Source organism: Polaribacter porphyrae (genome assembly GCF_002954685.1).
Lineage (GTDB): Bacteria > Bacteroidota > Bacteroidia > Flavobacteriales > Flavobacteriaceae > Polaribacter > Polaribacter porphyrae.
Map to the genome: position 1 here is coordinate 270485 of NZ_MSCN01000001.1, position 24678 is coordinate 295162.

The following is a 24678-nucleotide window of genomic DNA, read 5'->3' on the forward strand; positions in this document are numbered from 1 at the left end:
GTTACACATATTGGTGTAACTGTAAATGAGACAAACGAGCTTGAAGCTGCACAAGAACCATCTGCAGGAATTGTATATTTTAATTCAACAGAATCATTACTGTTTATGTTATTTGGTGTGTATGTGTTATTATTAGAAATAACTCCATTACCATTTACAATAGACCATGTTCCTCCAGCAGGACTTCCTACTAAAGTTTTAGTTTGACCTTCATTAATTGAAGCTGTTGAAGTTGAGTTTGAAGCATTTAGACAAACTGGAGTTACTGTGAAAATAACATCATCAGTTGATGCTGCACAAGTTCCGTTTGCAGGTAAAGTATATCTTATTTTTACAGTTGTATTTGTATTAATGTTGCTTGGTGTGTATATATTACCATTAATAGTTCCACCTCCAGAAACGATAGACCAAGTTCCTCCAGAAGGATTACCAGTTAACGTTTTTGTTTCTCCTTCGTTTATTGTAGCAGTCGAAGTTGTGTTATCAGCTATAATTTCAGCAGGTTCAGAAATTATAACGTCTGCTCCTAAATCCATAGGATAATCTTGATCACCCCATCTCACCCAAACATCATAAGTTCCCGGTGTTATGTTAGAATATGTTACACTTCCAGAATTATCAGCTACATTTGTTTGATAAGTTGAACCACCATTTAAACTAAATGCAATATGAGTTCTTGATGAAATATCTGGAAAAGTGAATGTAATTGTTCCATCATCTAAACCATAACAAGTAACATCAGTTTTTGAAACTGTTGCTACTGGAAAAGCTTCAACTTTGAAAGTTACTTCATCAGAAGTTGCAGTACAATCACCATCAGCAGCTATTGTATATTTTATTTTTACATTTACATTATCTGCAATATTATCTGGTGTATAAATGTTTCCATTAATAGTTCCACCACCAGAAACAATAGACCAAGTTCCACCAGCAGGTGAACCTGTTAAAGTTTTAGTTTGTCCTTCAGAGATAGAAGCAGAGCTTGTAGTATTATCAGCAGTAACACAAACAGGAGTTACAGTAAAAGTAACATCATCAGTTGTAGCTGCACAAGATCCGTCAGCAGCAATTGTATATCTAATTTTTACAGTTGTGTTTGTATTGATATCTGCAGGAGTATATATGTTTCCATTAATAGAACCACCACCAGAAACTACTGACCAAGTTCCACTAGCAGGTGAACCTGTTAATATTTTTGTTTGCGATTCTGTAATTGAAGCGTTTGAAGTTTTATTATCTGCAACATCGCAGTTAACGCAAATTACTTCTACAGCATCTAAATCATAATCGGTATTATTTATATTTCCTTTGTCAAATGCAAGATATCTAAAATTAGAGTTTGCAGTTACTGTTGTTGTTATAAAATTATTTGAAGTAGATGTCTGTGGTTTATTAGGATGATTTATAAAACCTGAATTTGATGAAGTTGATTCTGATAAATCTATATAAGCAATTCCACTCTGACCATTTCTCTTACGCCAAGTAATTTTATATTCTGTGCCTGCAGGAAAAGTCTGGTTAAAGTCTAAAATTAATTGTTGATTACTATTGTAAATTTTTGCAAAATTACCATCAGGAGCACCTTCTGCATTAAATTTATTTACAACGTTATTAGTATCACTTTGAAATTCTGCATAAATATTTGTACAACCTTGACCTGAGTTTGATGGAGTTGTAATTGTGTAATCTGTAAAGCATCCATCTATATTAGTGAAAACTCTTACAATATAAGTACCTCCATTAGATGGTGCATTGTTTAAAATTGTTGTTGGTAAAGAATTGGGTATTTTTGTAGCAGTAGCAATAGTTGTAGCGCCATTATAGCTACCTGCGTTTAAAGAACTAATACCATAAAATTGAGCTCCTGTAGCAGAAGATATTTTAATTTTTCCGTTATTTCCAGAAGTTGGTGCAACTGTACTAGTTGTAATTACTGGAGGCGTAGGACAACAGTTAGAAGACGAATTCTGATTTATCAATACTTCTGGTTGTAAATCATTATTTACTGGTAATAACCAGAATACATCTGATTTTTGTAAAGTGCTATTTATAACCCAGTTTTTTAAGTTATTTGCATTATATGTATTACCATTACTCCCTGTCCAACTATAGTTTATACTATTTGAAATAGTTAAATTATTTGTCCAACTCCAAACAACAACTGAAATTGCTTTATAAAAATCATCTTCAAGAGAATTAGGTAGTGAACTTGGAGCAAAGTTTGGATGCTCTAAAATAGACATTGTACGTTGTACTCTTTCTAGAATAGTTGCTTTAGATAAGTTCGGATTATTAAAACTTATATCACTTGCAGGTGTTAAAGTTGTATTATAAATATCATCTTTTTGAGGAGCATCATCACCTAAACTTAAACAAAAAGAAGGAACTCCATTGTTGTTGATAGTAGATCTAGATATTCCATAAGATGTGCCCTCTGTAATAATTAAAGAAGTTTCTGGAGAACATATATTGCTTCTGTTGTTCAGATAAAAAGCATCTAATGCTGAAAAATCTTCGAAACTAGTTTTATTTTTAGATTTTGCAGTTATTCCATTTGCTTGACGAATACTCTCTTTACCATTATGAGTTTGATTAGTTTGAGAGAATATTTGTTGTGAACTTAATAAAATAACTAAAACTAATAATAATATTTTACTATTAGAATTAAGTAATATGTACTTTAAGTTCTTTAAAACTAAAGAAGCATTAGATTTTACAATTCGGCTGGGCGTAATTTTTGTTGTCATGTTTTTAAAATTGTTCAATTAGGGTTCACAATTTTATTCGCACTAGAGAAGATACTAGGGGTTTAGTTCTTAAGGGTGTGGAATATCTTTGTTAGATTATAACGTTATAATACAACCACTCTAAACAGAGTAGTATTAATTTTAACAATAGACTATAATCCTATATCAGGATGTAATCAGTTTAAAATCTAATTGAGATTTATTAATAAATGGATTTGATTGATGTAATACTGAAGGTATCAGTAGTTTTTGAGGTTTTAGGGATAAATTTTTCATCTTTGAAAAAGTTTTTAATTAGGGTTAATAACTTTAAATTCAAGAACAAATATAATATATTTTTTCTTAAGGGTTAATAATTTTGGATAAATAAACGAAATTTACCGTTAATTGACATTAACCTAATGACTAATGAATGCTAACTATAAGCTTACTGCTGGGGAAGATATATTTAGATGTAAAACCTAAATTAATTGCTATTACAATACAAAGGTAATTATTTTATTGATATAAAAAAGTTTTTTTGAATAATTAACTTGATTTTAACGTGAATTAGGTATATTTTTTCTGATTATTTTGAGGTTATTTGGTTGATAATTAGATTTTTGTAATTTCGAACAGTTTTAATTGACTAATGACAGAATTAAGCTTTTATTTTTCTCTTTCTTCTGTTGAAATAAATTTAAAAAATTTTTAAAGAACTTCTTTTTGCAAACATAGGATAACATGAATCTCAATAACAAAAATCTCAACTAACTAATTAACAGTGCTTTAAAGTCGAGCTCATGTTGATTTTAATACTTTATTAGCTTAAAATTCAATGAAATAACCTCTTAAACTTTTCTTTAAGAGGTTATTTTTGTAAAATTAACTATTTAAAAATAATTTTAGAAGTACCATAATTAGTTTCGGTACTATTTATTCTTAAAAACATTACTCCTGCTTTTGCATTAAAATTAAAATTAAGTTTATTTTTACCTTGAGATAAATTAATTTCTCCTTTATAAATAGTTTTACCTGTAATATCAAATAATGTTGCTTTAGCTTTCGTTGTTGTATTACTAAATACAGTACAGTTTACTGATCCTTTAGAAGGGTTTGGGTATACAAAGAACTCATTTTCTTTAGGAGCAACAAACTCATCAACATTTAAAGCAGTGTTTGTTTTTGTGAACTTTACATCACTAATCTTCATATCTAGGTTATTAGTACCAGCTGTTGTAGCTACATAAGTAAATGAAACAGTTGTTAAGTCGTCTGCAGCAATTTTATTAGTTGATGCTGTTGATGTAAATGACTCAAATGGTATAAAGAAAGTTTGCTCTTCATCTGTTAGGTTTACAGTAGCTCTATATTGTTCACTCCAGTTTTCTATCCCAGATTTAACCAATACTAATTGTGTAGGTCCTTGTCCACTTGCAGTAAAAGATAAGTATTTATATTCAGAATAATCAGCGGCTAAATTACCAGGTAATAGGGCTTTAAATACAGCTAAATAGTCAAATTCACTGTAAGCTTTAACGTGCACATTTCTGTTGATTAGCATTTCATCATCTTTATACTCTCTATTTAAATTGTTTGTCACTTCATATTCATTAACAGTAGTATATCTTCTATCATAATCTAATCCCCAGTTACCATCTGCATGATAAAAAGCATCTTGAACTTCACCATCAAAAATAACATCACCATCATATTCGTAACCATCGTTAATTACAAGTTCTAATGTTTGCTCTGTTTTGGAGTTTAATGTACTGTATTTTGAGTTTAAGTTTGTGGTGGTTTCAGTAAGTTTCTCTGTCATTGATATTTCTAAATCCTCTACTTCTTCAAAACTCTTTAAATCCATTTTTAATATATTAGATACTCTTGCAACTTTAGTAACATAAGTTCTTGGTATTTTTTGTTTTTCTGATTGCTCAACTGGTTTTGAATTCTTAAGATTTGTAAGAATTTCTAACACCATTTTTTGAGTATTTGCTGGGTCTGATGCCCAAACTTGAAAGTTAAATACATTGTTTGCAGCAATATAATCGAACACATACCAGTTTGTTTGTATTTTATAGAATTCTTCGGTATTGTTTTTGCTAACAGCAAAAGAAATTGCATGTTCTATAATACCATCTCTTTGTTGTATTGCTTGTTGTAAAAAGCTGTAGCCGTCAATTTCAACAGTTTTAACATCTAGTATTTCTGCTCCTCTTAATCTATCGCAAGTAGCTTTGGTGTGATTATAGATTTGATCTAACGTTTTTACACCTAATACTACTCCAATAGTTTTATCATCTACAGAAAAATCTACACTCAACACTTCATCTGCAACAGTAAAATCTAGAATATCTGTTGGAGAAGTAACATGAGCTACATCACCATCTACTAATCTTTCTGGAAACATTTCTAACAACGTTAAATCACTAGATTTTTTAGCTAACGATTTTACCATTTTCTTTTTGTTGTAAATGATATCATTTGTTTTCTTAAAAATAGTTGGTACACTATTCATTTTTCGTCTTAAATATCTTTTAGATAATGCACCTCCCAAACTTTCGCTTTCTAAACCACCATCATTTCCAGTACTAACTTCATCTGATGTAATAGTTACAGGTATTTTTATAGAGTTATTACAATCGCCATTAAAAGTTGTAATCGATAAAACGTACTGACCTTCTTGTGTAAATTCAAAAGAAACTGTTTTTTCATTTGGAAACAAGTTAGTGCCAACTTCATCTAATGCCCAAGAGTAATTTGTAAATTCACTATCATTATTTAATGTAAACTCTTTTGTTACAGAGCCAGCATCTTCATCTTTAGTACTATTAGACTCAACAACGTCTGCTATAATTACACCTTCAACATTTATCTGACTTATTTTTTCTGATGAACCATAAGCATTTGTAGCTGTTAATTTTACAGTATATGCACCAGCTTCATCGTAAGTTTTAATAGGGTTCATTAAACTGCTAGTTGTACCATCACCAAAATCCCAAGCATAAGTTATTATTGCTGTTGGTTGTGTGTTTGCGCCTGTATTGCTTGTATTTGAAAACTCGAAAGAGTTACCAACTAAACACTGGTCATTATCATTAATTGTATAGTCTGCTGTTGGGGCTACTTTAGCATCTTCTGGACTATATACAGATGATTCAAAGACGGCACATTCAACCTCACTACCATCAATATTTAGTGATTTTCCGATAATTTGCCCTGAAAGAGTTGCTTTATTTACGGTTTTTGTAATATCAGCATTAGGGGCAAGTACACTACCAAATAAAGAGTTTTCTCCAACAATATTTAATGAAGTAGTATTGTGAAAATTATAAATTACATAAGCAGCGTTTTCTGAATCAATATTTTTTTGATTAGCAACTGTCCAATCTAGAGTTTCACTTGCATCAATATTGATAATTAAAATTCTATCTTCACTTGGTTTTTCATAAAAATCGATGCTGGTAATTTTGTTTAAATTTTCGCCAGTAAGATTAAGATAATTAACATTATTTTCTAAATTGATTACAATTTCTGATGGTAAGTTATTACTCGGTATTTCTTCAAAACTTGTATTTAATATTGATGTATTACTGTCTTCTGAAGACATGCTTAAAGATGCAGTTTGTAATTGCTGAAAAGCATTGTCAAAATCGATAATATCTTTTTCAATAACAGGGTTTTCGCTATTAGAAACACCTAGACCTCTTGCACTTCTTGCAAGTTGAATATATGAGCTAGCATTATAATCTGCTTGTGGTGTAATTCTCATATTTTCAAAACTGTTTTCAGGATCTTGATACCAAACAGTACCATTACCATCTTCTCCAATTTTTACATATTGATTTTCATTTGAGATTGATAAAATTCCATTTTGAGGATAAATAACTTTTTTACCAACTAATAGCCCGATTTTCACATCATTTACAGCAAAACAACCACAATCTTCTGATGAAATAGAATAATTTTCTTTAAACTCTAAATTACCACCAGTAGCAATATTTCCATGAGTTTTTCCACTGCCAAGAGTCAAGTTGTTTTGAACAAAAATATTAAAACACTCTGTGATTGCTAAAGGGTTGTATTTAGTGCCTACAGGGTTTACGGTTACAGTAACAGTTCCATTAGAAGTCTCACCATCTGCATCTGTAATGGTATACTCAAAAGAATCTATACCTGTAAAGTTTGCTAAAGGTGTATAGGTAATTTTATCATCTGTTGGATTTGTAGGGGTTGCATTGTCGTCAATAATTATAGTACCACCTTTTAAAGATTTATCACTAGTAATTGTAATTGTACCAGAACTTGCTCCATCGCCTCCAAAAGAATCATTTTCTAACACGTTTATTGATGTATTTGTAGAATTTTCATCAACAGTAATATTATCATTTATAGTTACAGGACTATCATTAACCCCTGTTACAGTAATTGTAACAGTTGCTTCAGATTTATCTCCATCAGCATCTATAATTGAGTATGTAAATGTTTCAATTCCGTTGAAATCTGGGGCAGGAGTATAGTAGATAATATCATTTTCTGTACTACCACCAACTCTGTTTCCTCTACTAGCTCTTACTAAAAGTCTTCCTCCTTGATTTGGTGTGCCAACTTCGAGATAATTTCTCGATGGTTTTCCATCTCCACCATAAGAATCATTTGTAAAAATTGTAATGATATTGTTTGATGAATCTTCTTCAACTGTAAAACTATCATCTTCTGCTAAAGGTAAATCATTAACAGCATTTACTGTAATTGAAACACTTGCAGAAGAAGTGTCTCCATTTGTATCTACAATTAAATATGTAAATTTATCAGAACCATTAAAATTTGCTTCGGGTGTATAAGTAATTGTATCATCTGAAGGATTGGTTGGTGTACCATTATCGTTTACAGCAATTGTACCTCCTTTTTCTGATTTTGATGTAGCAACTTGAATTGCACTATCGCTTTTTCCATCGCCACCAAAATCATCATTAGTTAATACATTTATTGTATTTGTGGTTGAGTCTTCATCAACAATTATTGTATCATCATTTGCAGTTGGTACATCATTAACAGCATTTACAGTTACTGTAACTGTTGTATTAGAAGTATCTCCATTTGCATCTGTTATTGTATAATCAAAAGTATCTGTTCCATTAAAGTTGCTAGTTGGGGTGTATATAATTTTATCATCTGTTGGGTCTGTTGCAGTACTATTATTATCAACTGAAAGTGTACCACCATTTTGTGAGGTTGTATTTACTAAAGTAATTGTGCCAGCATTTGCTCCATCACCACCAAAATCATCATTTAATACTACGTTTAAATTGTTGTTTGTAGAATCTTCGTCTACAGTTGCAGTATCTTCAACAGCTGTTGGAGTATCGTTTACAGAAGTAATTGTAATTGTAACTTCTGCTATAGAAGTATCTCCATTTGCATCAATAATAGAATAGCTAAATGTATCTGTTCCATTAAAATTTGCTACAGGTGTATAGTTAATTTTATCATCTGTAGGATTATTTGGAGTGCCATTATCATCTACAGAAAGCGTTCCGTTTTCAGCAGATACTTCATTAGTAAGTATAATTTTACCAGTATTTGCTCCATCACCACCAAAATCATCATTTGCTAAAACAGTTAATGAATTATCTGATGAGTCTTCAGTAACTGTTACTACATCATTAGAAGCAATAGGTACATCATTTACATCATTTACAGTAATTGTTACTGTGGCTGTTGAAGTATCTCCATTCGAATCAGTAATGGTGTAATCGAAAGTGTCTTGCCCATTAAAATTGGCATCAGGAGAATATAAAATAACATCATCAGATGGGTTGTTAGGGGTATTATTGTAATTGACAGTAATCAAACCACCTTTGTTTGATGTTGCATTTGGTAATGTAATTGTACCAGAATTAGTACCATCACCACCAAAGTCGTCATTAGCTAAAACTGTAAAACTATTATTTGCACTATCTTCTTCTACTGTGTAGCTATCATTAGATGTGCTTGGGGTATCATTAACTCCATTAACAGTAATAGTAACTGTTGCTGTAGATGTATCTCCATTTGTATCTGTAATAGTATAAGTAAATGTTTCTGAACCATTAAAGTTTGCAGCAGGGGTATAATACACAATGTCATACTCAACACCAGCACTTACTCTGTTTCCTCTGCTTGGTCTAATTAAGAGATTACCACCTTGATTAGGGTTTGTATATTCGAAATAATTACTTGTAGGTTTTCCATCACCACCATAAGAATCGTTATTAAAGATACGTATGATATTTCTTGAAGAATCTTCATCAACTGAAAAAGAATCGTTTACTGCAGTTGGTAAATCGTTTACTGAATTAACAGTTACAGAAACTGTAGCAGAAGCAGAATCTCCATTGGCATCAATAATTGAATAGGTAAAAGTATCAGAACCATTAAAATCTGCTAATGGTGTATATTTAATTTTATCATCTGTAGGATCAGTAGCAGTTCCATTATCATCAACAGCAAGTGTTCCTTTTTTACTTGACACTAAATCTGATAATACAATTTTACCAGAATTATGACCATCACCACCAAAAGAATCATTAGCTAAAACGTTAAATAGATTCTCTATAGAGTCTTCATCTACAGTAACATCATCATTAGCAGTTACTGGCACATCATTAACTGAACTTACAGTAATAGTTACAGTTGCAGTAGAAGTGTCTCCATCTGCATCTGTAATTACGTATGTAAAAGAATCTTGACCTTGATAATTTGCAAAAGGAGTATAAACTATTTTATCATCAGTAGGGTCTGTAGTAGTAGCATTATTATCTACAGAGAGCGTTCCGTTTTCTGTTGATGTAGTTGATGGTAGTGAAATTGTTCCAGCATTAGCACCATCACCACCAAAATCATCATTATCTGTAACTTTTATTGAGTTGTTTGTAGAGTCTTCTTCCACAGCAATAGTATCGTTTTTTGCAGTTGGAGTATCATTTACAGCATTCACGGTTACTGTAACTGTTGCAGTTGCTTCATCTCCATTAGCATCAATAATAGTGTATGTAAAAGTATCTGTACCATTAAAGTTTTCTGCTGGAGTATATAAAATTACATCATCTGTTGGATCTGAACTTGTACCATTACTGCTTGCTTCTGCTGTACCTGTACTATTTTCTAAATCTATAATTATAGAGGCATTATCAGCAAAACCATCACCACCAAAAGAATCGTTAGTTAAAACGCTTATAGTGTTGTTTGACGAATCTTCATCTATAGTAATAGCATCATCTGCTGCTGTTGGTAAATCATTAACTGCTGTAACAGTAATATTTGCTTTTGTTGTTGAAATATCTCCATCTGCATCTGTAATTGTATATTCGAAAAAATCACTCCCATTAAAATTTGCTGTTGGAGTATAAAGAATTTTATCGTCTGTAGGATTGGTAGGTGTACCATTATCATCTACTGAAATAGTTCCTCCTTTATTAGATGTTGCTAATGAAAGTGATATTTTACCTGAATTAGCACCATCTCCACCAAAAGAATCATTAGCTAAAACAGCTAAAGTATTGTTGCTGGTATCTTCGTTAACTGTAAACGTGTCTTCTGCTGCAGTAGGTTTATCATTTACAGAATTCACGGTTACAGTAACAGTTGCTGTTGCAACATCTCCATTACTATCTGTTATTGAATAACTGAAGGTATCTTGTCCATTAAAGTTGGCAACAGGAGAATATAAAACTGCATCATCAGATGGGTTGTTAGGGGTATTATTGTCATTGACAGTAATCAAACCACCTTTACTAGATGTTGCATTGGGTAATGTAATTGTACCAGAATTAGTGCCATCACCACCAAAATCATCATTATCTAAAACATTTATATAGTTATTTTCAGAATCTTCATCTACAGTAGCAGTATCATTTGCTGTAGTAGGAACATCGTTAATAGCATTTAATGTTATAGTAACTTTTGCTTGAGAACGATTTCCATTCGCATCAATGATATTATAGCTAAAATCATCTACACCATTAAAACTTGCAGGTGGTGTGTATAAAATAGCATCGTCTGTTGGGTCTTTAGGAGTGCCATTGTCATCAACAGCAACCTGACCTCTTTTGGTTGTGAATTTATTGTAGATTACTATTTTGCCTTTATTGGGACCATCACCACCAAAATCATCATTATCAGTTACATTAATTTTTACTTGTGGACTATCTTCATCTATAGTAATGGCATCTGCTTTTGCAGTTGGTAAATCATTAACAGATCTTACAAAAATTGAAACTGTACCAGTTGCAGTATCTCCATTTGCATCTGTAATTGTATAATCAAAAGTATCTCGACCATTAAAGTTAGGGAAAGGTGTATATAGTAATTTGTCATCACTTGGATTTAAAGGAGTGCCATTATCATTTACAGTGATTGTACCATTATTTTCTGATTTATCTGAAACTAATTTTATAGCTCCTTCATTTGGACCATCATTACCAAAATCATCGTTTTTTAAAACATCTACACTAAAATCTTTTGCATCTTCATCTGCATTTTCATAATCTGTTTGAGTAGATGGAGTATCATTAATTTTTAAAGTAAAAGTTATTTCTTTAGGGCAGTTTAAGTTTGCGCCTGTAATAAGTACACTATATTCTCCTGCTTGATCTATTCTTACGTTATTAATGTCAAAAGCTTTTTTTGTAGAAAGAATATTATTAACATTTGTTGATTTGTACCATTTATAACTCAAAGAACTAGACGTATCAGTTCCATTTGGAGCGTCATAATTTGGTACTCCATTTGCAAAAGTATTTGTTTTAGTTGCAGTTGCATCTATAGCTAATGTTACATTGCTACCATTATTACCAATTATTGTAAATTCTGATGTAGTTAGTGAAATTCTTTCAGCTGTTTTGGTAGCTGCTGTAATTTTTTGACCTCTAGTTTCATTTCCGTTTGTTGAACCAAAAGGAATTGGAATTCCGTTTTTATTAGATTTGGTGCCTAAATTGCCTGAACTTCCTCCATTACTTCCACCAGCTAAAGTTTCTGTTGTGGTTAAGTTTTTCTCTGCTTCTGTTGCATCTGGGCATCCATCGTTATCTGAATCTGTGTCTAAATAATCTGGAATAGAATCGTTATCTGTATCTAGAGAACAGTTTGCATCTAATTGAATAGTGTTTGCAGATTTAGAGAAATTATCAGATTCGAAAACATAACCTGTGTTACCAGTTCTTTTTAAGAAATTGATATTGAATGAATTTACTTCAAGTAATTGTAAATTAATCCATAGGTCTTCATTATTAAGACCTGAACTTTCCTTTTTAGAGTTTATTCTTAAAAAATCACCAGTAGTACCAGAATAATTTTTAGTAATATTTTCAGCTATGTATAGGTTTGTTGCTGGGTTTTTAGATAGAGAATAACTACTTACTAAATTTTTATTGATTTCTACAGATTCTCCTGTTCCATCATTTAAAAAGTCCACGTCTTTAAACATAAAAGAAGGAGCAACATTTACTAATTGATTAGAACCATTTTTTAAAAATTCGAATTTTACAGAAGCATAAGGAACTTCTTGTTTGTTCTCACCACCTAATAAAACTGGATATAAATCTTCACCAAATTTAAAACCGCTAATATCTACAGTCATATTTTCTGGATCAGAATTGGCAGTGACTGTAACTTTTAAGTCAATTTTAGTGCCATTATAAGTACCTACATTTTTATAAACCATTACATCACCAACATCGCCTTTTGTATTACTATTTGTAAAAGTTTTATTATTAGCATTTAGTTTAAAGGTAAAAGGATTTACCTCTGGGCATTCATCTTCATCTAAAATACCATCATTATCATCATCTAAATCACAAATGTCAGAAACACCATCTTTATCAGTATCAATATTTCCTGAAGCAACAGGATCACAAGGATCTACAACCGAGTTTACAGTTACATTTACAATGGCTTTATCGCAATTATTTTTATTATCACAGACTGTGTATTCAAAACTATCAACACCATCAAAGTTTTGATTTGGTGTGTATATAATTACGTCATCACTTTTGTCTTGAGGTGTATTGTTTATATCACTTGTTTGAATAAATCCGTTTTTTGGGGTTTTATGTACCCAAAAATTTGCATTTGATGGTATATTTTTATCGTTATCAAAAATTTTGATAGTTGCTTTAGTATTTTCATCAATAGTAGCTACATCATCATTTGCTATTGGGTTAGCAATAGTATAACTAATATCAATTTTTGGATAATAAGAAGAGCTTCTGTCGTCAAAATTCCATCCTTCCCATTTTTTTGAGGATTGTATTATAATACTAATATCTTTAAGACCATTATGATTATCAACTACTTCTTGTACAATATCTTTTAAGTTGGGTGATTTTAATTCTAAACCATTAGAGAGTTTTGGTATGTACCAATCAACAGATTTGGATGTTGTGTTTCTAGTTGATAAATAATTATCACCATCTGAATAAGAAGTTGGTTCCCATAAATTTTCTGCTTTTACATTAACAGTTGTATTGCCTTGTTTGTAGCCATACAAAGTAAGTTCTACATTGTTAATAATGGCGTTTGCTGGGATATTTAGATTAATAAATCTAAAACCTTTCCATCTAATATTTCCTGATTCTATTTCAGTTGGGTAATTATTTCCTTTATTATCTTCAAAAGAATCATCTCTAGAACTATTAATTTTTTTGTTTGAAATTGTTACAGTTCTATCATTATTAATGTCAAAACTATAATTTGAAGAATATTTTTCAAAAATATTTTCATAACTCAACCAATTAAATTTTTCTTTTTTAAGTGGTATTTTTTCTAGTTTTGTAGGAGGAAGGTTTTCTTTTTCAGTTAAATTAAGTGAGTAAACTGAAGTAATAGAAAGTAAAACAATAGCTATTACAAATGATAATTTGTTTTTTGATTTCATAACTTGGGGGACTAAGTTGATTTTTATAAAATAATAAAATGATGTACTGTTTTTGACATATAGAAATTAATGTCGAAAGAAATGCAATTTAGCATCTGTAATTGGGCAGAATCCTTTTTTAAAACTTTTTAGTTTTACGGGCTTTAGAAAAAAAGCTAATTTTTGTTTGATGTCTTTTTTAAGACAAAAGTTGGTAGTTGTACTCATTAATGGGGGGATTAAATGATATTACAAAGCTATAAAAAGAATCGTAGTTTCAACAATTTTATAGGTTTTTTTGCGGTTAAAGTAATGTTAAAACAAATTTTAAATCTATTTTATAAATAAAAAAATTAATCTAAGTAACTGTTTCTTATAGACAAAATAATGCAAAAACAGGTAATGCTGTGAAGATTTAAGTTGATGAAAATGAATAGATTATGCGTTTTTTATGATAAATCTGATTATTTCTTTTTTTGCGTTAATAAATACACACTTTTAGTTCTAATCGCTTTTTGCCAATCTATAAATTTTATGGATTTAATCCAGCTAGGATATGCAGAATAAACTCTTTTTATCTCATAATTATCAAATTTTTCATCAAAATACAATTGATTATGAACTAAAAAAGCAGTTTTTATATTATTCTTAATCAAATAGTTCTTAATATTTTCTGATGAATATATAGCCAGTGAAGTTATATTTTTTGGTCTGTAAAAAGTAGATTTTAAATCCACCAAAAAATGATATGTTTCTTTAGAAGTTGAAATAATAAGGTTATTTTTTTCTGATACATTTTTGTATAAGAAACCATATAGTTTAACAGTTCCGTTTAAAGGTTTAAACATCATAAAAACCAATAATAAGAAGTTAATAACAAAAGAAACTCTAAATAATCTTCTATGCCACTTTTTTATTTCTTTGTTTTTGAAGTAAGTCATCAAACCATAAATGGCTATAAAAATAAATAGATACATAATTGGGAATAAAAAACGAACTTCTTTATGACCAATTAAAGAATGAATCAAAATAAAAAAGATACTTACCCATACAAAAAGATGTTTTTTTAAAATAATTACTCCTTTTGTGTAAGATGCTAATAATATAAAACTAATTGGTGGAGCTGCAAAAGCTAAAAACAAATACAAATAAGCAAAAAATGGAGATGTACCAAAGTTTGCAGCTTTACCATCAATTAAATTCAATTTTAAATAATTTAGAGGTGCAAAAGTAAGCTGATTGTAAAAAAGACTGTCTAGGTATATAGCAAGCGCAATAATTAATATGATGATACTGCCAGAAGTCAATACTTTTAAAAACTTTGTTTTATCAATAAAAAGTAGGTGTGCATAAATGGCTAATATGGCTATTCCCATTTGATACCTGAATAAAAAAGATATTCCTAAAGTAAACCCAATAAAAATTAAATTGCCATAACTTCTAGTCTTTGTTAACGTTAACAAGGATAATAGTAAAAATAATGCAGCATAATTTTCTGAAGAAAAACGAACACTTATAAAAGGTACAAACCACAATAGCAAAATAGAAGCATAAAATATATTTTGCCATTTACTTTCTTTAAAATATTTATTAACGATGTAATCATTTAATCTTGTAAAAATAGACCACATTAAAATTGCACTCAAAAGCCTAAAAATAGTAGCAATATAAAATGGATTTTCTAGACCTATAAAATGAAAAATTTTTATAAAAAGATACGCTAACCAAGGCTGTAAAGAAGGTCGCATTCTTTCGTTAAACTCCCAAGGTAATTCTGACGCATTTATTTGACCCAATTTATATTGTGCAAATTCCATAATTTGAAAATACTCATCAGATTGAATATGACCAACACTAAAAAATGCAGTAATAATAAAAACAGCTAGCCCTATATATTTTATTTTTTGAATCACTTTTAATTAAAAATATATCTTATACCAACTGAATTTCTTATTCCAGAACCATTAATGATATTAGAAAAATGATAGGCACTTTCTAAAACAAATGCTAAACTCTTCACTTCTTTTAAAGGAACAACCTCTAATTGTAGTGGTAGATATACACTTTCAAAAAAATCGATATTTTTAGAATTAAAAGGAAAAGTAGAAACTCCAATTCCAAAATTTAAATTGTAATCCTTTTTAGAAATTACTTTATACAATAAACTAAATTCAGAATTAAACTCTGAATTTATATCATCGCTAACTCTGAATTCTGTTTGAAATTTATCATTAAAAACATAAGACAATCCAATTTCTTTACCAAAATAACCAGTAACTTTTAGCTGACTAAAACAAGATATTGAACTAATAATAAAAAATGTAAAAAGAAGTTTTTTCATGATAGAAGTAATTTTTAATTTACTTTTTTTCTTAACAAAGATAAACCAATAAAAGTGATGAATCCATTTAAAATTAATAGAGCAAAACCAAAATCAAAGCTAAAATAAGTCAAACATAAAAAGTTGATTAAATATGTTATAAATGGTGATGCAATGCAGATAGTAGGTACAAATTTATCCTTGACTTTTATTTTTGTAAATAAACCAAAAGCATATAGGCCTAATAATGGACCATAAGTATAATTTGCAAAGGTGAATATTTTAGCGATGACACTCTCATCAGCAATAAAATATTTAAATATTAAAATAGTTGCGATTAATATAAATGAGAAAAGAATATGAATTTTTTTTCTTGTTTTTTCTTGCTCAACTTCACTTTTCTTTTTGTCGATTTCTAAAATATCGATACTAAAAGAAGTTGTTAGTGATGTTAATGCTGAATCTGCACTAGAGTAAGCAGCAGCAATTAAACCTAATAAAAAGAAAATAGCAGTTGCTAAACCTAAAGTTCCTTTGATTGCAATTATTGGAAAAAGTTGATCTTTATGTGCGTCAATTCCGTTTTTTTGAGCATAATCAGTTAATAAAACACCCAATGCTAAAAAGAAAAAGTTTACAATTACTAAAACTATGGTAAACCAAAACATATTTTTTTGAGCATCTTTCAAATTTCTACACGTTAGGTTTTTTTGCATCATATCTTGGTCTAAACCTGTCATAACAATGGCTACAAAAGCACCAGCAAGAAAACGTTTCCAGAAATAATCTCCTGTTTTAACATCCTCAAAAAAGAACGTTTTAGAAAGTTCGCTATCAGCAACATAAGAAAAAATATTACTGATTTGCATTTCATCAGAAATGGTATAAATACAAACACCAACTGCAATTAGCATAAATAAAGTTTGCAAAGTATCTGTCCAAACAATGGTTTTTATGCCTCCCTTGAATGTGTAGAGCCAAATTAATAAAATAGTTATAGTAACTGTTACCCAAAAAGGGATTCCATAGGCATCAAACAATAATAATTGTAACACATTTGCGACTAAAAAAAGACGAAAAGCAGCGCCAATAGTTCTTGATAATAAGAAAAATGAAGCTCCTGTTTTGTATGAATAATTACCAAATCTGTCCTGTAAATAAGTGTAAATTGATGTTAAGTTAAGTCGATAATAAAGAGGAAGCAATACCAAACCAATTACAGCATACCCAACAACATAACCTAGCACCATTTGCATGTAACTCATACTTTGGGCTTCTACCCAACCAGGAACAGAAATAAAAGTAACTCCAGAAAGTGAAGCCCCAATCATACCAAAAGCTACCAAATACCATGGAGACGAATTATCTGCCTTAAAAAATGTTTTGTTGTTTGCTGATTTTCCTGTGAGGTAAGAAATGAAAATCAAAACAGAAAAATAGCCAACAATTAAAAGGATAATATGAAGTGGTTGCATAGTGCTTTACAAATATTCAATTACAATTTACGAATATACTCTTTTGTCTTTTTTCTCTATTCTTTTTTCTTTAGAAGTTGTAATTTTACACTTATGGATTTTTCATCAAAAATTTTAGAAAACGCAGTAAATGAGGTTTCGCGTTTGCCAGGAATTGGAAAGCGAACTGCATTGCGTTTGGTGTTACATTTATTAAAACAGCCTTCAGAAAATACAAAATACTTATCTGAAGCTTTGTTACATTTAAGAAATGATGTAAAAAGTTGCGAAAAATGTCATAATATTTCTGATACAATTTTGTGTAACATTTGTCAGAACCCGAAAAGAAATCCAGAGATTGTTTGTGTGGTAGAAGATATAAGAGATGTTATGGCTATTGAGAGTACTTCTCAATTTAATGGTTTGTATCACGTTTTAGGAGGAAAAATATCACCAATTGAAGGTATTGGCCCACAAAATTTAGAAATAGAATCTTTAGTTAAAAAAGTCGAAAATGGAGAAATTAGAGAATTAATTTTTGCATTAAGCTCTACAATGGAAGGTGACACAACTAATTTCTATATTTTTAAACAAATAGAAAAATTCGAGATTAAAACATCAACAATAGCTAGAGGAATTGCAGTTGGTGATGAATTAGAATACGCAGATGAAGTAACTTTGGGTAGAAGTATTGTGAATCGTATTCCTTTTGAGCAGAGTATTAGAAGCTAGATTTTTTTGTGTGTTACTTCTAAAATAACATCTCTATCATTTAAATATTTAATCTCTAGAAAAATCTTGTAAATAGTATTGTTTTCTGAAAAGTGAAGCTCTATTTCGTTATCACCAATTAAGTATTTAGAATTTCCTAGATTAGTCCAATTTGATATATTTTCATAACCTATGCATTCACCAGAATTATCTTTGCTGTAAAATTTATCTAAAAATGTTTCATCATAAAAAATGAGGTTTCACTTCTATTACCACAACCATCAAGAAAATAAATTTCACTACCATTCATAAGCATCGAAGTAACTTTCCAAGTACCAATAATTGGGTCAAATTCGGTCTCTTCATTATTGCAGGAAATGAGTAAAATAGAAAAAAAGAAAATAACGAAAAATCTTTTCAAAATCTTTAATTTAATTAGAATTAAAAATTAAATAGAGTTTATAAAAAATTAACTTCTTTGAAAGATAGAAACAATATTTTTCCCATTTTCATCTGTTTCTTCAAGACTAAATTTATTGTCATTGTCAGAAAAGAAAATCTTTATTATTCTAATGTTACCATTGGCTTCTTCAATTCTGTATTCAGAATTATCTTCTACTAACCAATTGCTTGTGGGTTGAGATACAACAATACATTCTCCGTTTAAAAGACCATAAAAAACTTGTCTTAAAACACCATTAGATCTAAATGAAAAGGTTGTACTTTTTGTACAATCAGTAATAGTTTCAGAACCATCTATTTTTTGAGAAAGTAAAGTCCAATCATCAACAATTATATCATCAATAAAAACTACACTATCATTTGACCCACATGAATTAATTAAAATAACTAAAGCTAATATTTGTAAAAACCTTTTCATAATCTGTGTTGTAAAATTTTCACAAATATAATACTTACTTTATACCTTAATTGTTAAAATTGGTTTCATTGCTTTTTTAGATAAGCTTTTTGTAACACTTGCAGAGAATAAATGAGATAAACCACTTCTGCCATGCGTACTTAAAGCAATTAAATCAGCATCTATATCTCTAGAAAAGTTTAAAATTCCTTTTTCTATAGATGCATCATTGTATATATTTATCGAGTATTTAGGTAATTTAAATTCAGCAATAAATTCTTTTACTTGTTCTTTTGCATTATGAGTATTCTCAAATTTTGACGGCGTATTTACCTTAAGTAGATGTATTTCACTTTTAAAATGATTGGCAAAATCTAAAAACTTTCTAAATACCTCCTTTTTATTTTCATTTTTAAAATTTGATGCAAAAACAATATCTTTAATTCTAAATTTATCTTCATCCTTTTTAACAACAATTACGGGTATTTTAGAAGTTCTTACCACTTTTTCTGTGTTAGATCCAATTAAAATTTCTTCGAATTTAGAGTGCCCTTTAGAACCCATTACAATTAAATCGACTTCAACTTTATCAGCATATTTTAAAATCCCTTCATGAGGGTTTTGAAAACGTATAGAATGATGAACTATTTTATTTTTACTGAAAAAACGTTCTTTAAATTCAATGATTCTTTCTTTTACCTTTCTTAAGTACAGCATGCTTTCTGGAATACTAAAATTACTACCTGCACCCATATCTACAATGCCAGTAGGTAATTCTATCATATGTAAAAGATAAACTTCACAATTCGATTTTTTAGCAATTTTTGATGCCATTTTAGAGGCATATTCAGATTTTTTTGAAAAATCTATTGGGACTAAAATTTTTTTCATAATTAGAAGTTTTTTGAGTTGATTGATGTACTTAAAGTTACGAAAATAATTGAATATTTTTCAGTTTGATAAGTAATAAACAATTTGTATATTTGCATCGATTTTAACATTAGATGATTAAATGAAGGGGACAAATGTCCCCTCTTTTTATACTCATAATCAATATTTTTTAATAGGTAAATAATGAATCAAAACCAAATAAAAGATTTAGTAGATGAGGCTTTAGCGTTGAATGAGAGTTTGTTTTTGATAGATATTTCGATATCATCAAACAACAAAATTCAAATTACTGTTGATGGTGATAATGGTGTTTCTTTAAGCGAATGTATTCGAATAAGTAGAAAGGTTGAGCACAATTTAGATAGAGAAGAAGAAGATTTTTCTCTCGAAGTTACCACCCCAGATATTTCTCATCCATTACAAATGAAGAGACAATATCTAAAAAATATTAATAGAATTCTAAAAGTAAAGACTTTAGAAGAAGATTTTGAAGGTACTTTAGTAGAAGCAGATGAAGACAAAATTGTATTAAACTGGAAAGCTAGAGAACCAAAACCAATAGGAAAAGGTAAAGTTACTGTACAAAAAACAGTAACAATAAACTATAAGGATATTAAAGAAGCAAAAGTGAAGATTGTATTTTAAGAAAAATAAATAATGGAGAATTTAGCATTAATCGATTCGTTTTCAGAATTTAAAGATAATAAAAGCATAGACAGAGTAACATTAATGTCTATTTTAGAAGAAGTATTCAGAGCTGCTTTAAAACGTAAGTTTGGCTCTGATGATAATTTTGATATTATTATCAACCCAGATAAAGGAGATTTAGAAATTTGGAGAAATAGAGTTGTAGTTGCAGATGGTTTTTCTGAAGATGATAATGAAGAGATAGAATTGTCTGAAGCTCGTAAAATTGAGCCAGATTTTGAAATTGGAGAAGATGTTTCTGAAGAAGTAAAATTAATAGATTTAGGTAGAAGAGCTATTTTAGCTTTACGCCAAAATCTAATCTCTAAAATTTATGAGCATGATAGTACAAACATCTTTAAACAATTTAAAGATTTAGAAGGCGAGTTATTCAGTGCAGAAGTTCACCATATACGTCATAATGCAATTATATTATTAGATGATGATGGTAATGAAATTGTATTACCAAAAAGTGAGCAAATACGTTCCGATTTTTTCAGAAAAGGAGATTCTGTAAGAGGAGTTATAAAAACAGTAGAATTAAGAGGAAACAAACCAGCAATCATATTATCTAGAACTGCACCAGCTTTTTTAAATAAATTATTTGAGCAAGAAATTCCTGAAGTTTTCGACGGTTTAATTACGGTTGAAGGTGTTGCAAGAATTCCAGGGGAAAAAGCAAAAGTAGCTGTAGATTCTTATGATGATAGAATAGATCCTGTAGGAGCTTGTGTTGGTGTAAAAGGATCAAGAATTCATGGAATTGTACGTGAGTTAGGTAATGAAAATATTGATGTTATCAACTTTACCAAGAACGAACAATTATTCATTTCAAGAGCATTAAGCCCTGCAAAGGTAACTTCAATGGAAATAACTATGTATGAAGAAGAAAAGAATGGCAAAAAAGGACGTGTAAATGTACTTTTAAAACCAGAAGAGGTTTCTAAAGCTATTGGTAGAGGAGGAGTTAATATTCGTTTGGCAAGTGAGTTAACAGGTTATGAAATAGATGTTCAAAGAGAAGGTTTAGAAGAAGAAGATGTAGAGTTAACAGAATTTGTAGATGAAATTGAAGATTGGGTTATTGCAGAATTCAAAAACATAGGTTTAGATACAGCAAAAAGTGTATTAGAAACTTCTGTTGGTGAACTAGTAAAGAGAACCGATTTAGAAGAAGAAACAATTATAGATGTTCAAAGAATTTTAAAAGAAGAATTCGAAGAATAACATAACGTTTAAGTAAAGTAAAAAGTATATTTTTACAATTATAAAGTTAAAAAAATTATATGTCTGTAGGCAAAACAACGAGGCTTAATAAGGTTTTAAGAGAATTAAATATTTCTTTAGATAGAGCTGTAGAGCATTTAGCAAGCAAAGGTTATCAAATCGATGCTAGACCAACTACAAAAATTACTTCTGAAGAGTATGAAGTTCTGTTAGATGGTTTTGAAACTGATGCTAACAAAAGAGCTGCTTCTAAAGAGGTAGGTGAAGAAAAACGAAAAGAAAAAGAAGCTATTCGTTTAGAGCTAGAGGCAAAGCAAGAAAGAAAAAGAGCTGAAGAAGCTAAAAAAGAAGAAGTTTTAAAAGCCAAAGCAGAAAAACTTGAACTTAAAACTGTTGGTAAAATAGATATTGATAATTTAGGTAAGAAAGAAGAAGAAGAGCCTAAAAAGGAAAAGGAAGAAGCTAAAAAAGAGCAGGAACCTGAAAAGGAACAAGAAGAAGCACCAGTTGCAGAACCTGTTGTTGAGAAAAAAGAGCAAGTTTCAGAAAAACCAAAACCTGCTACACCTATAGAAAAGGCAGTTTCTAAAGTTGAAGCCAAAATTCAATCTAAAGGAGAAACTGCAAAAGAGGAAACTAAAGAAGAAGTTACTCCAGAAACAGCAGAAACTATAAAAACACAGTATAAAAAGCTTGATGGACCAAACTTTACAGGTAAAAAAATTGATTTAAAGCAATTTGAAAAACCAAAAAAGAAAAAACCAGAAGCAAAAAAAGATTCAAATTCAGATACCAAGAAAAAACGTAAAAGAATTAAATCTACAGGTTCTTCAAATCCAAATTCAAGAAATAGCCCAAATAATAGAGGTAATAATAGAGGAAACAATAATAAAGGAAGAGGTAGAGCTAACCAAAGACCAACTGTTAAAAAAGAAGAACCAACAGAAGCAGAAATCCAAAAACAAGTTAGAGAAACTCTAGAAAAGCTTCAAGGTAAATCTAGCAAAGGTAAAGGAGCAAAATATCGTAGAAATAAAAGAGATGCTAGAAGAGAGCAATCAGAAGCAGAGCTAGAAGCACAAGTTTTAGATAGCAAAATATTAAAGGTTACAGAATTTGTAACAGTTAGTGAAGTAGCAACAATGATGGGAGAGCCTGTTACCAATATTATTTCAGCATGTATGTCTTTAGGAATGATGGTAACGATGAATCAACGTTTAGACGCTGAAACATTAGTAATTGTTGCAGAAGAATTTAACCATAAAGTTGAATTTGTTGGTGCAGAAGTAGAAGAAGCTATAGAAGAAGTAGAGGATAAACCAGAAGATTTAGAAAAAAGAGCACCAATTATTACAGTAATGGGGCATGTAGATCATGGTAAAACTTCTTTGTTAGATTATATTAGAAATGCAAACATTGTAGAAGGAGAGAGTGGAGGAATTACACAACATATTGGTGCTTATTCAGTAAATGTAAAAGATGAAAAAATTGCATTTTTAGATACCCCTGGTCACGAAGCATTTACAGCAATGCGTGCAAGAGGTGCACAAGTAACAGATTTAGTAATAATTGTAGTAGCAGCAGATGATGATGTAATGCCTCAAACTAAAGAAGCAATTTCTCACGCACAAGCAGCTGGGGTTCCAATTATTTTTGCAATTAACAAGATTGATAAACCAAATGCCAATCCAGATAATGTAAAAACACAACTTTCTTCAATGAATTTATTAATTGAAGAATGGGGAGGTAATATTCAGTCTCAAGATATTTCAGCGAAAACAGGTCAAGGAATTGATGAGTTGTTAGAAAAAGTTTTATTAGAAGCAGAAGTTTTAGAACTACAAGCAAATCCTAATAAGAATGCAACTGGTACAGTCGTAGAAGCACAATTAGATAAGGGTAGAGGTTATGTAACCACAATTTTGGTTCAAGCTGGTACTTTAAAAATTGGAGATTATATTTTAGCTGGTAAAAACAGTGGTAAGGTAAAAGCGATGTTTGATGATAAAGGTAAAAAAGTAAAAGCTGCTAAACCTTCAACACCAGTATCTATATTAGGTTTAGATGGTGCACCACAAGCAGGTGATAAATTTGTTGTTTTTGATGATGAAAGAGAGGCAAAACAAATTGCTACAAAACGTTCTCAATTACAACGTGAGCAATCTGTTAGAACTCAAAAAACATTAACACTAGATGAAATTGGACGTAGAATTGCATTAGGAGACTTTAAAGAATTAAACATCATCTTAAAAGGAGATGTAGATGGTTCTGTAGAAGCCTTAACAAACTCGTTCCAAAAATTATCTACAGAAGAAATTCAAGTAAATATTTTACATAAAGGGGTTGGTGCAATTACTGAAAGTGATGTATTGTTAGCAACTGCATCTGATGCAATTATTGTTGGATTTAATGTAAGGCCTCAAGGTAATGCAAGAACTGTTGCAGATAGAGAAGAGGTAGATATTAGAACGTATTCAATTATTTATGATGCGATCAATGATTTAAAAGATGCCATGGAAGGAATGTTATCTCCTGAAATGAAAGAAGAAGTTACTGGTAATGTAGAAATTAGAGAAGTTTATAAAATTTCTAAAGTTGGTAATATTGCAGGTTGTATGGTAATGTCTGGTAAAATCTACAGAAATTCTAAAATTAGAGTTATTAGAGATGGTATTGTTGTACATGATGGACTTTTATCATCTTTAAAACGTTTTAAAGACGACGTAAAAGAAGTAGCTAAAGGCTATGATTGTGGATTACAAATCAAAAATTATAATGATATAAGCGAAGGTGATGTTATTGAAGCTTATGAAGAAGTAGCAGTTAAGAAAAAACTAAAATAATATATTCCTTTTTAAAGCATAAAAAACCGAGCAATTTGCTCGGTTTTTTTGTAACTGTAG

General features: G+C 30.0%; 12 protein-coding genes. 4 read left to right on the forward strand and 8 right to left on the reverse strand.

Annotation, left to right across the window (positions count from 1 at the left end):
* From BTO18_RS17545 to BTO18_RS01265, 5 genes are all read right to left on the reverse strand, one after another.
* Window positions 1-2747: hypothetical protein (locus tag BTO18_RS17545; protein WP_170063214.1), on the reverse strand; the 2747-nt coding region annotated here is incomplete at its 3' end.
* An 868-nt stretch (window positions 2748-3615) separates the two neighbouring features.
* Window positions 3616-13647: a tandem-95 repeat protein gene (locus BTO18_RS01250; RefSeq protein ID WP_105014475.1), complete on the reverse strand. Its 10032-nt coding sequence runs from the start codon at window positions 13645-13647 to the stop codon at window positions 3616-3618.
* A 443-nt stretch (window positions 13648-14090) separates the two neighbouring features.
* The gene (locus BTO18_RS01255) at window positions 14091-15539 is read right to left on the reverse strand and encodes a glycosyltransferase family protein (RefSeq protein WP_105014476.1); all 1449 of its coding nucleotides are present in this window, start codon (window positions 15537-15539) and stop codon (window positions 14091-14093) included.
* A 2-nt stretch (window positions 15540-15541) separates the two neighbouring features.
* Window positions 15542-15967 carry a hypothetical protein gene (locus tag BTO18_RS01260; protein WP_105014477.1) on the reverse strand — a complete coding sequence of 142 codons (426 nt, stop codon included), beginning with the start codon at window positions 15965-15967 and terminating at the stop codon, window positions 15542-15544.
* A 14-nt stretch (window positions 15968-15981) separates the two neighbouring features.
* Entirely contained in the window at window positions 15982-17421 is a 1440-nt protein-coding gene (locus tag BTO18_RS01265) for a sodium:solute symporter (protein ID WP_105014478.1), read from the reverse strand.
* A gap of 93 nt (window positions 17422-17514) precedes the next feature.
* Between BTO18_RS01265 and recR the strand changes: the two genes are divergently transcribed.
* Window positions 17515-18132 carry a recombination mediator RecR gene (gene recR / locus BTO18_RS01270; RefSeq protein WP_105014479.1) on the forward strand — a complete coding sequence of 206 codons (618 nt, stop codon included), beginning with the start codon at window positions 17515-17517 and terminating at the stop codon, window positions 18130-18132.
* A gap of 208 nt (window positions 18133-18340) precedes the next feature.
* Here recR and BTO18_RS01275 read toward each other — a convergent pair whose 3' ends face one another.
* From BTO18_RS01275 to BTO18_RS01285, 3 genes are read right to left on the reverse strand one after another with little or no spacing between them, the layout of a single operon-like run.
* Window positions 18341-18532, reverse strand: a complete 192-nt coding sequence (locus BTO18_RS01275; RefSeq protein ID WP_105014480.1) for a hypothetical protein — start codon at window positions 18530-18532, stop codon at window positions 18341-18343.
* 48 nt (window positions 18533-18580) lie between these two features.
* Window positions 18581-18991 (reverse strand): lipocalin family protein, encoded by a 411-nt coding sequence (locus BTO18_RS01280; protein ID WP_105014481.1) that lies wholly within the window; start codon window positions 18989-18991, stop codon window positions 18581-18583.
* A 39-nt stretch (window positions 18992-19030) separates the two neighbouring features.
* Window positions 19031-19861, reverse strand: a complete 831-nt coding sequence (locus BTO18_RS01285; RefSeq protein WP_105014482.1) for a universal stress protein — start codon at window positions 19859-19861, stop codon at window positions 19031-19033.
* A gap of 183 nt (window positions 19862-20044) precedes the next feature.
* On the opposite strand from BTO18_RS01285, the gene rimP reads away from it, so the two are divergent.
* From rimP to infB, 3 genes are read left to right on the forward strand one after another with little or no spacing between them, the layout of a single operon-like run.
* On the forward strand, window positions 20045-20506 hold the full coding sequence (gene rimP, locus BTO18_RS01290) for a ribosome assembly cofactor RimP (RefSeq protein ID WP_105014483.1): 462 nt from the start codon (window positions 20045-20047) through the stop codon (window positions 20504-20506).
* A 12-nt stretch (window positions 20507-20518) separates the two neighbouring features.
* Window positions 20519-21775: a transcription termination factor NusA gene (gene nusA, locus BTO18_RS01295; RefSeq protein ID WP_105014484.1), complete on the forward strand. Its 1257-nt coding sequence runs from the start codon at window positions 20519-20521 to the stop codon at window positions 21773-21775.
* A gap of 59 nt (window positions 21776-21834) precedes the next feature.
* Window positions 21835-24618 (forward strand): translation initiation factor IF-2, encoded by a 2784-nt coding sequence (infB, locus tag BTO18_RS01300; RefSeq protein WP_105014485.1) that lies wholly within the window; start codon window positions 21835-21837, stop codon window positions 24616-24618.
* The last annotated feature ends 60 nt before the right edge of the window (window positions 24619-24678 follow it).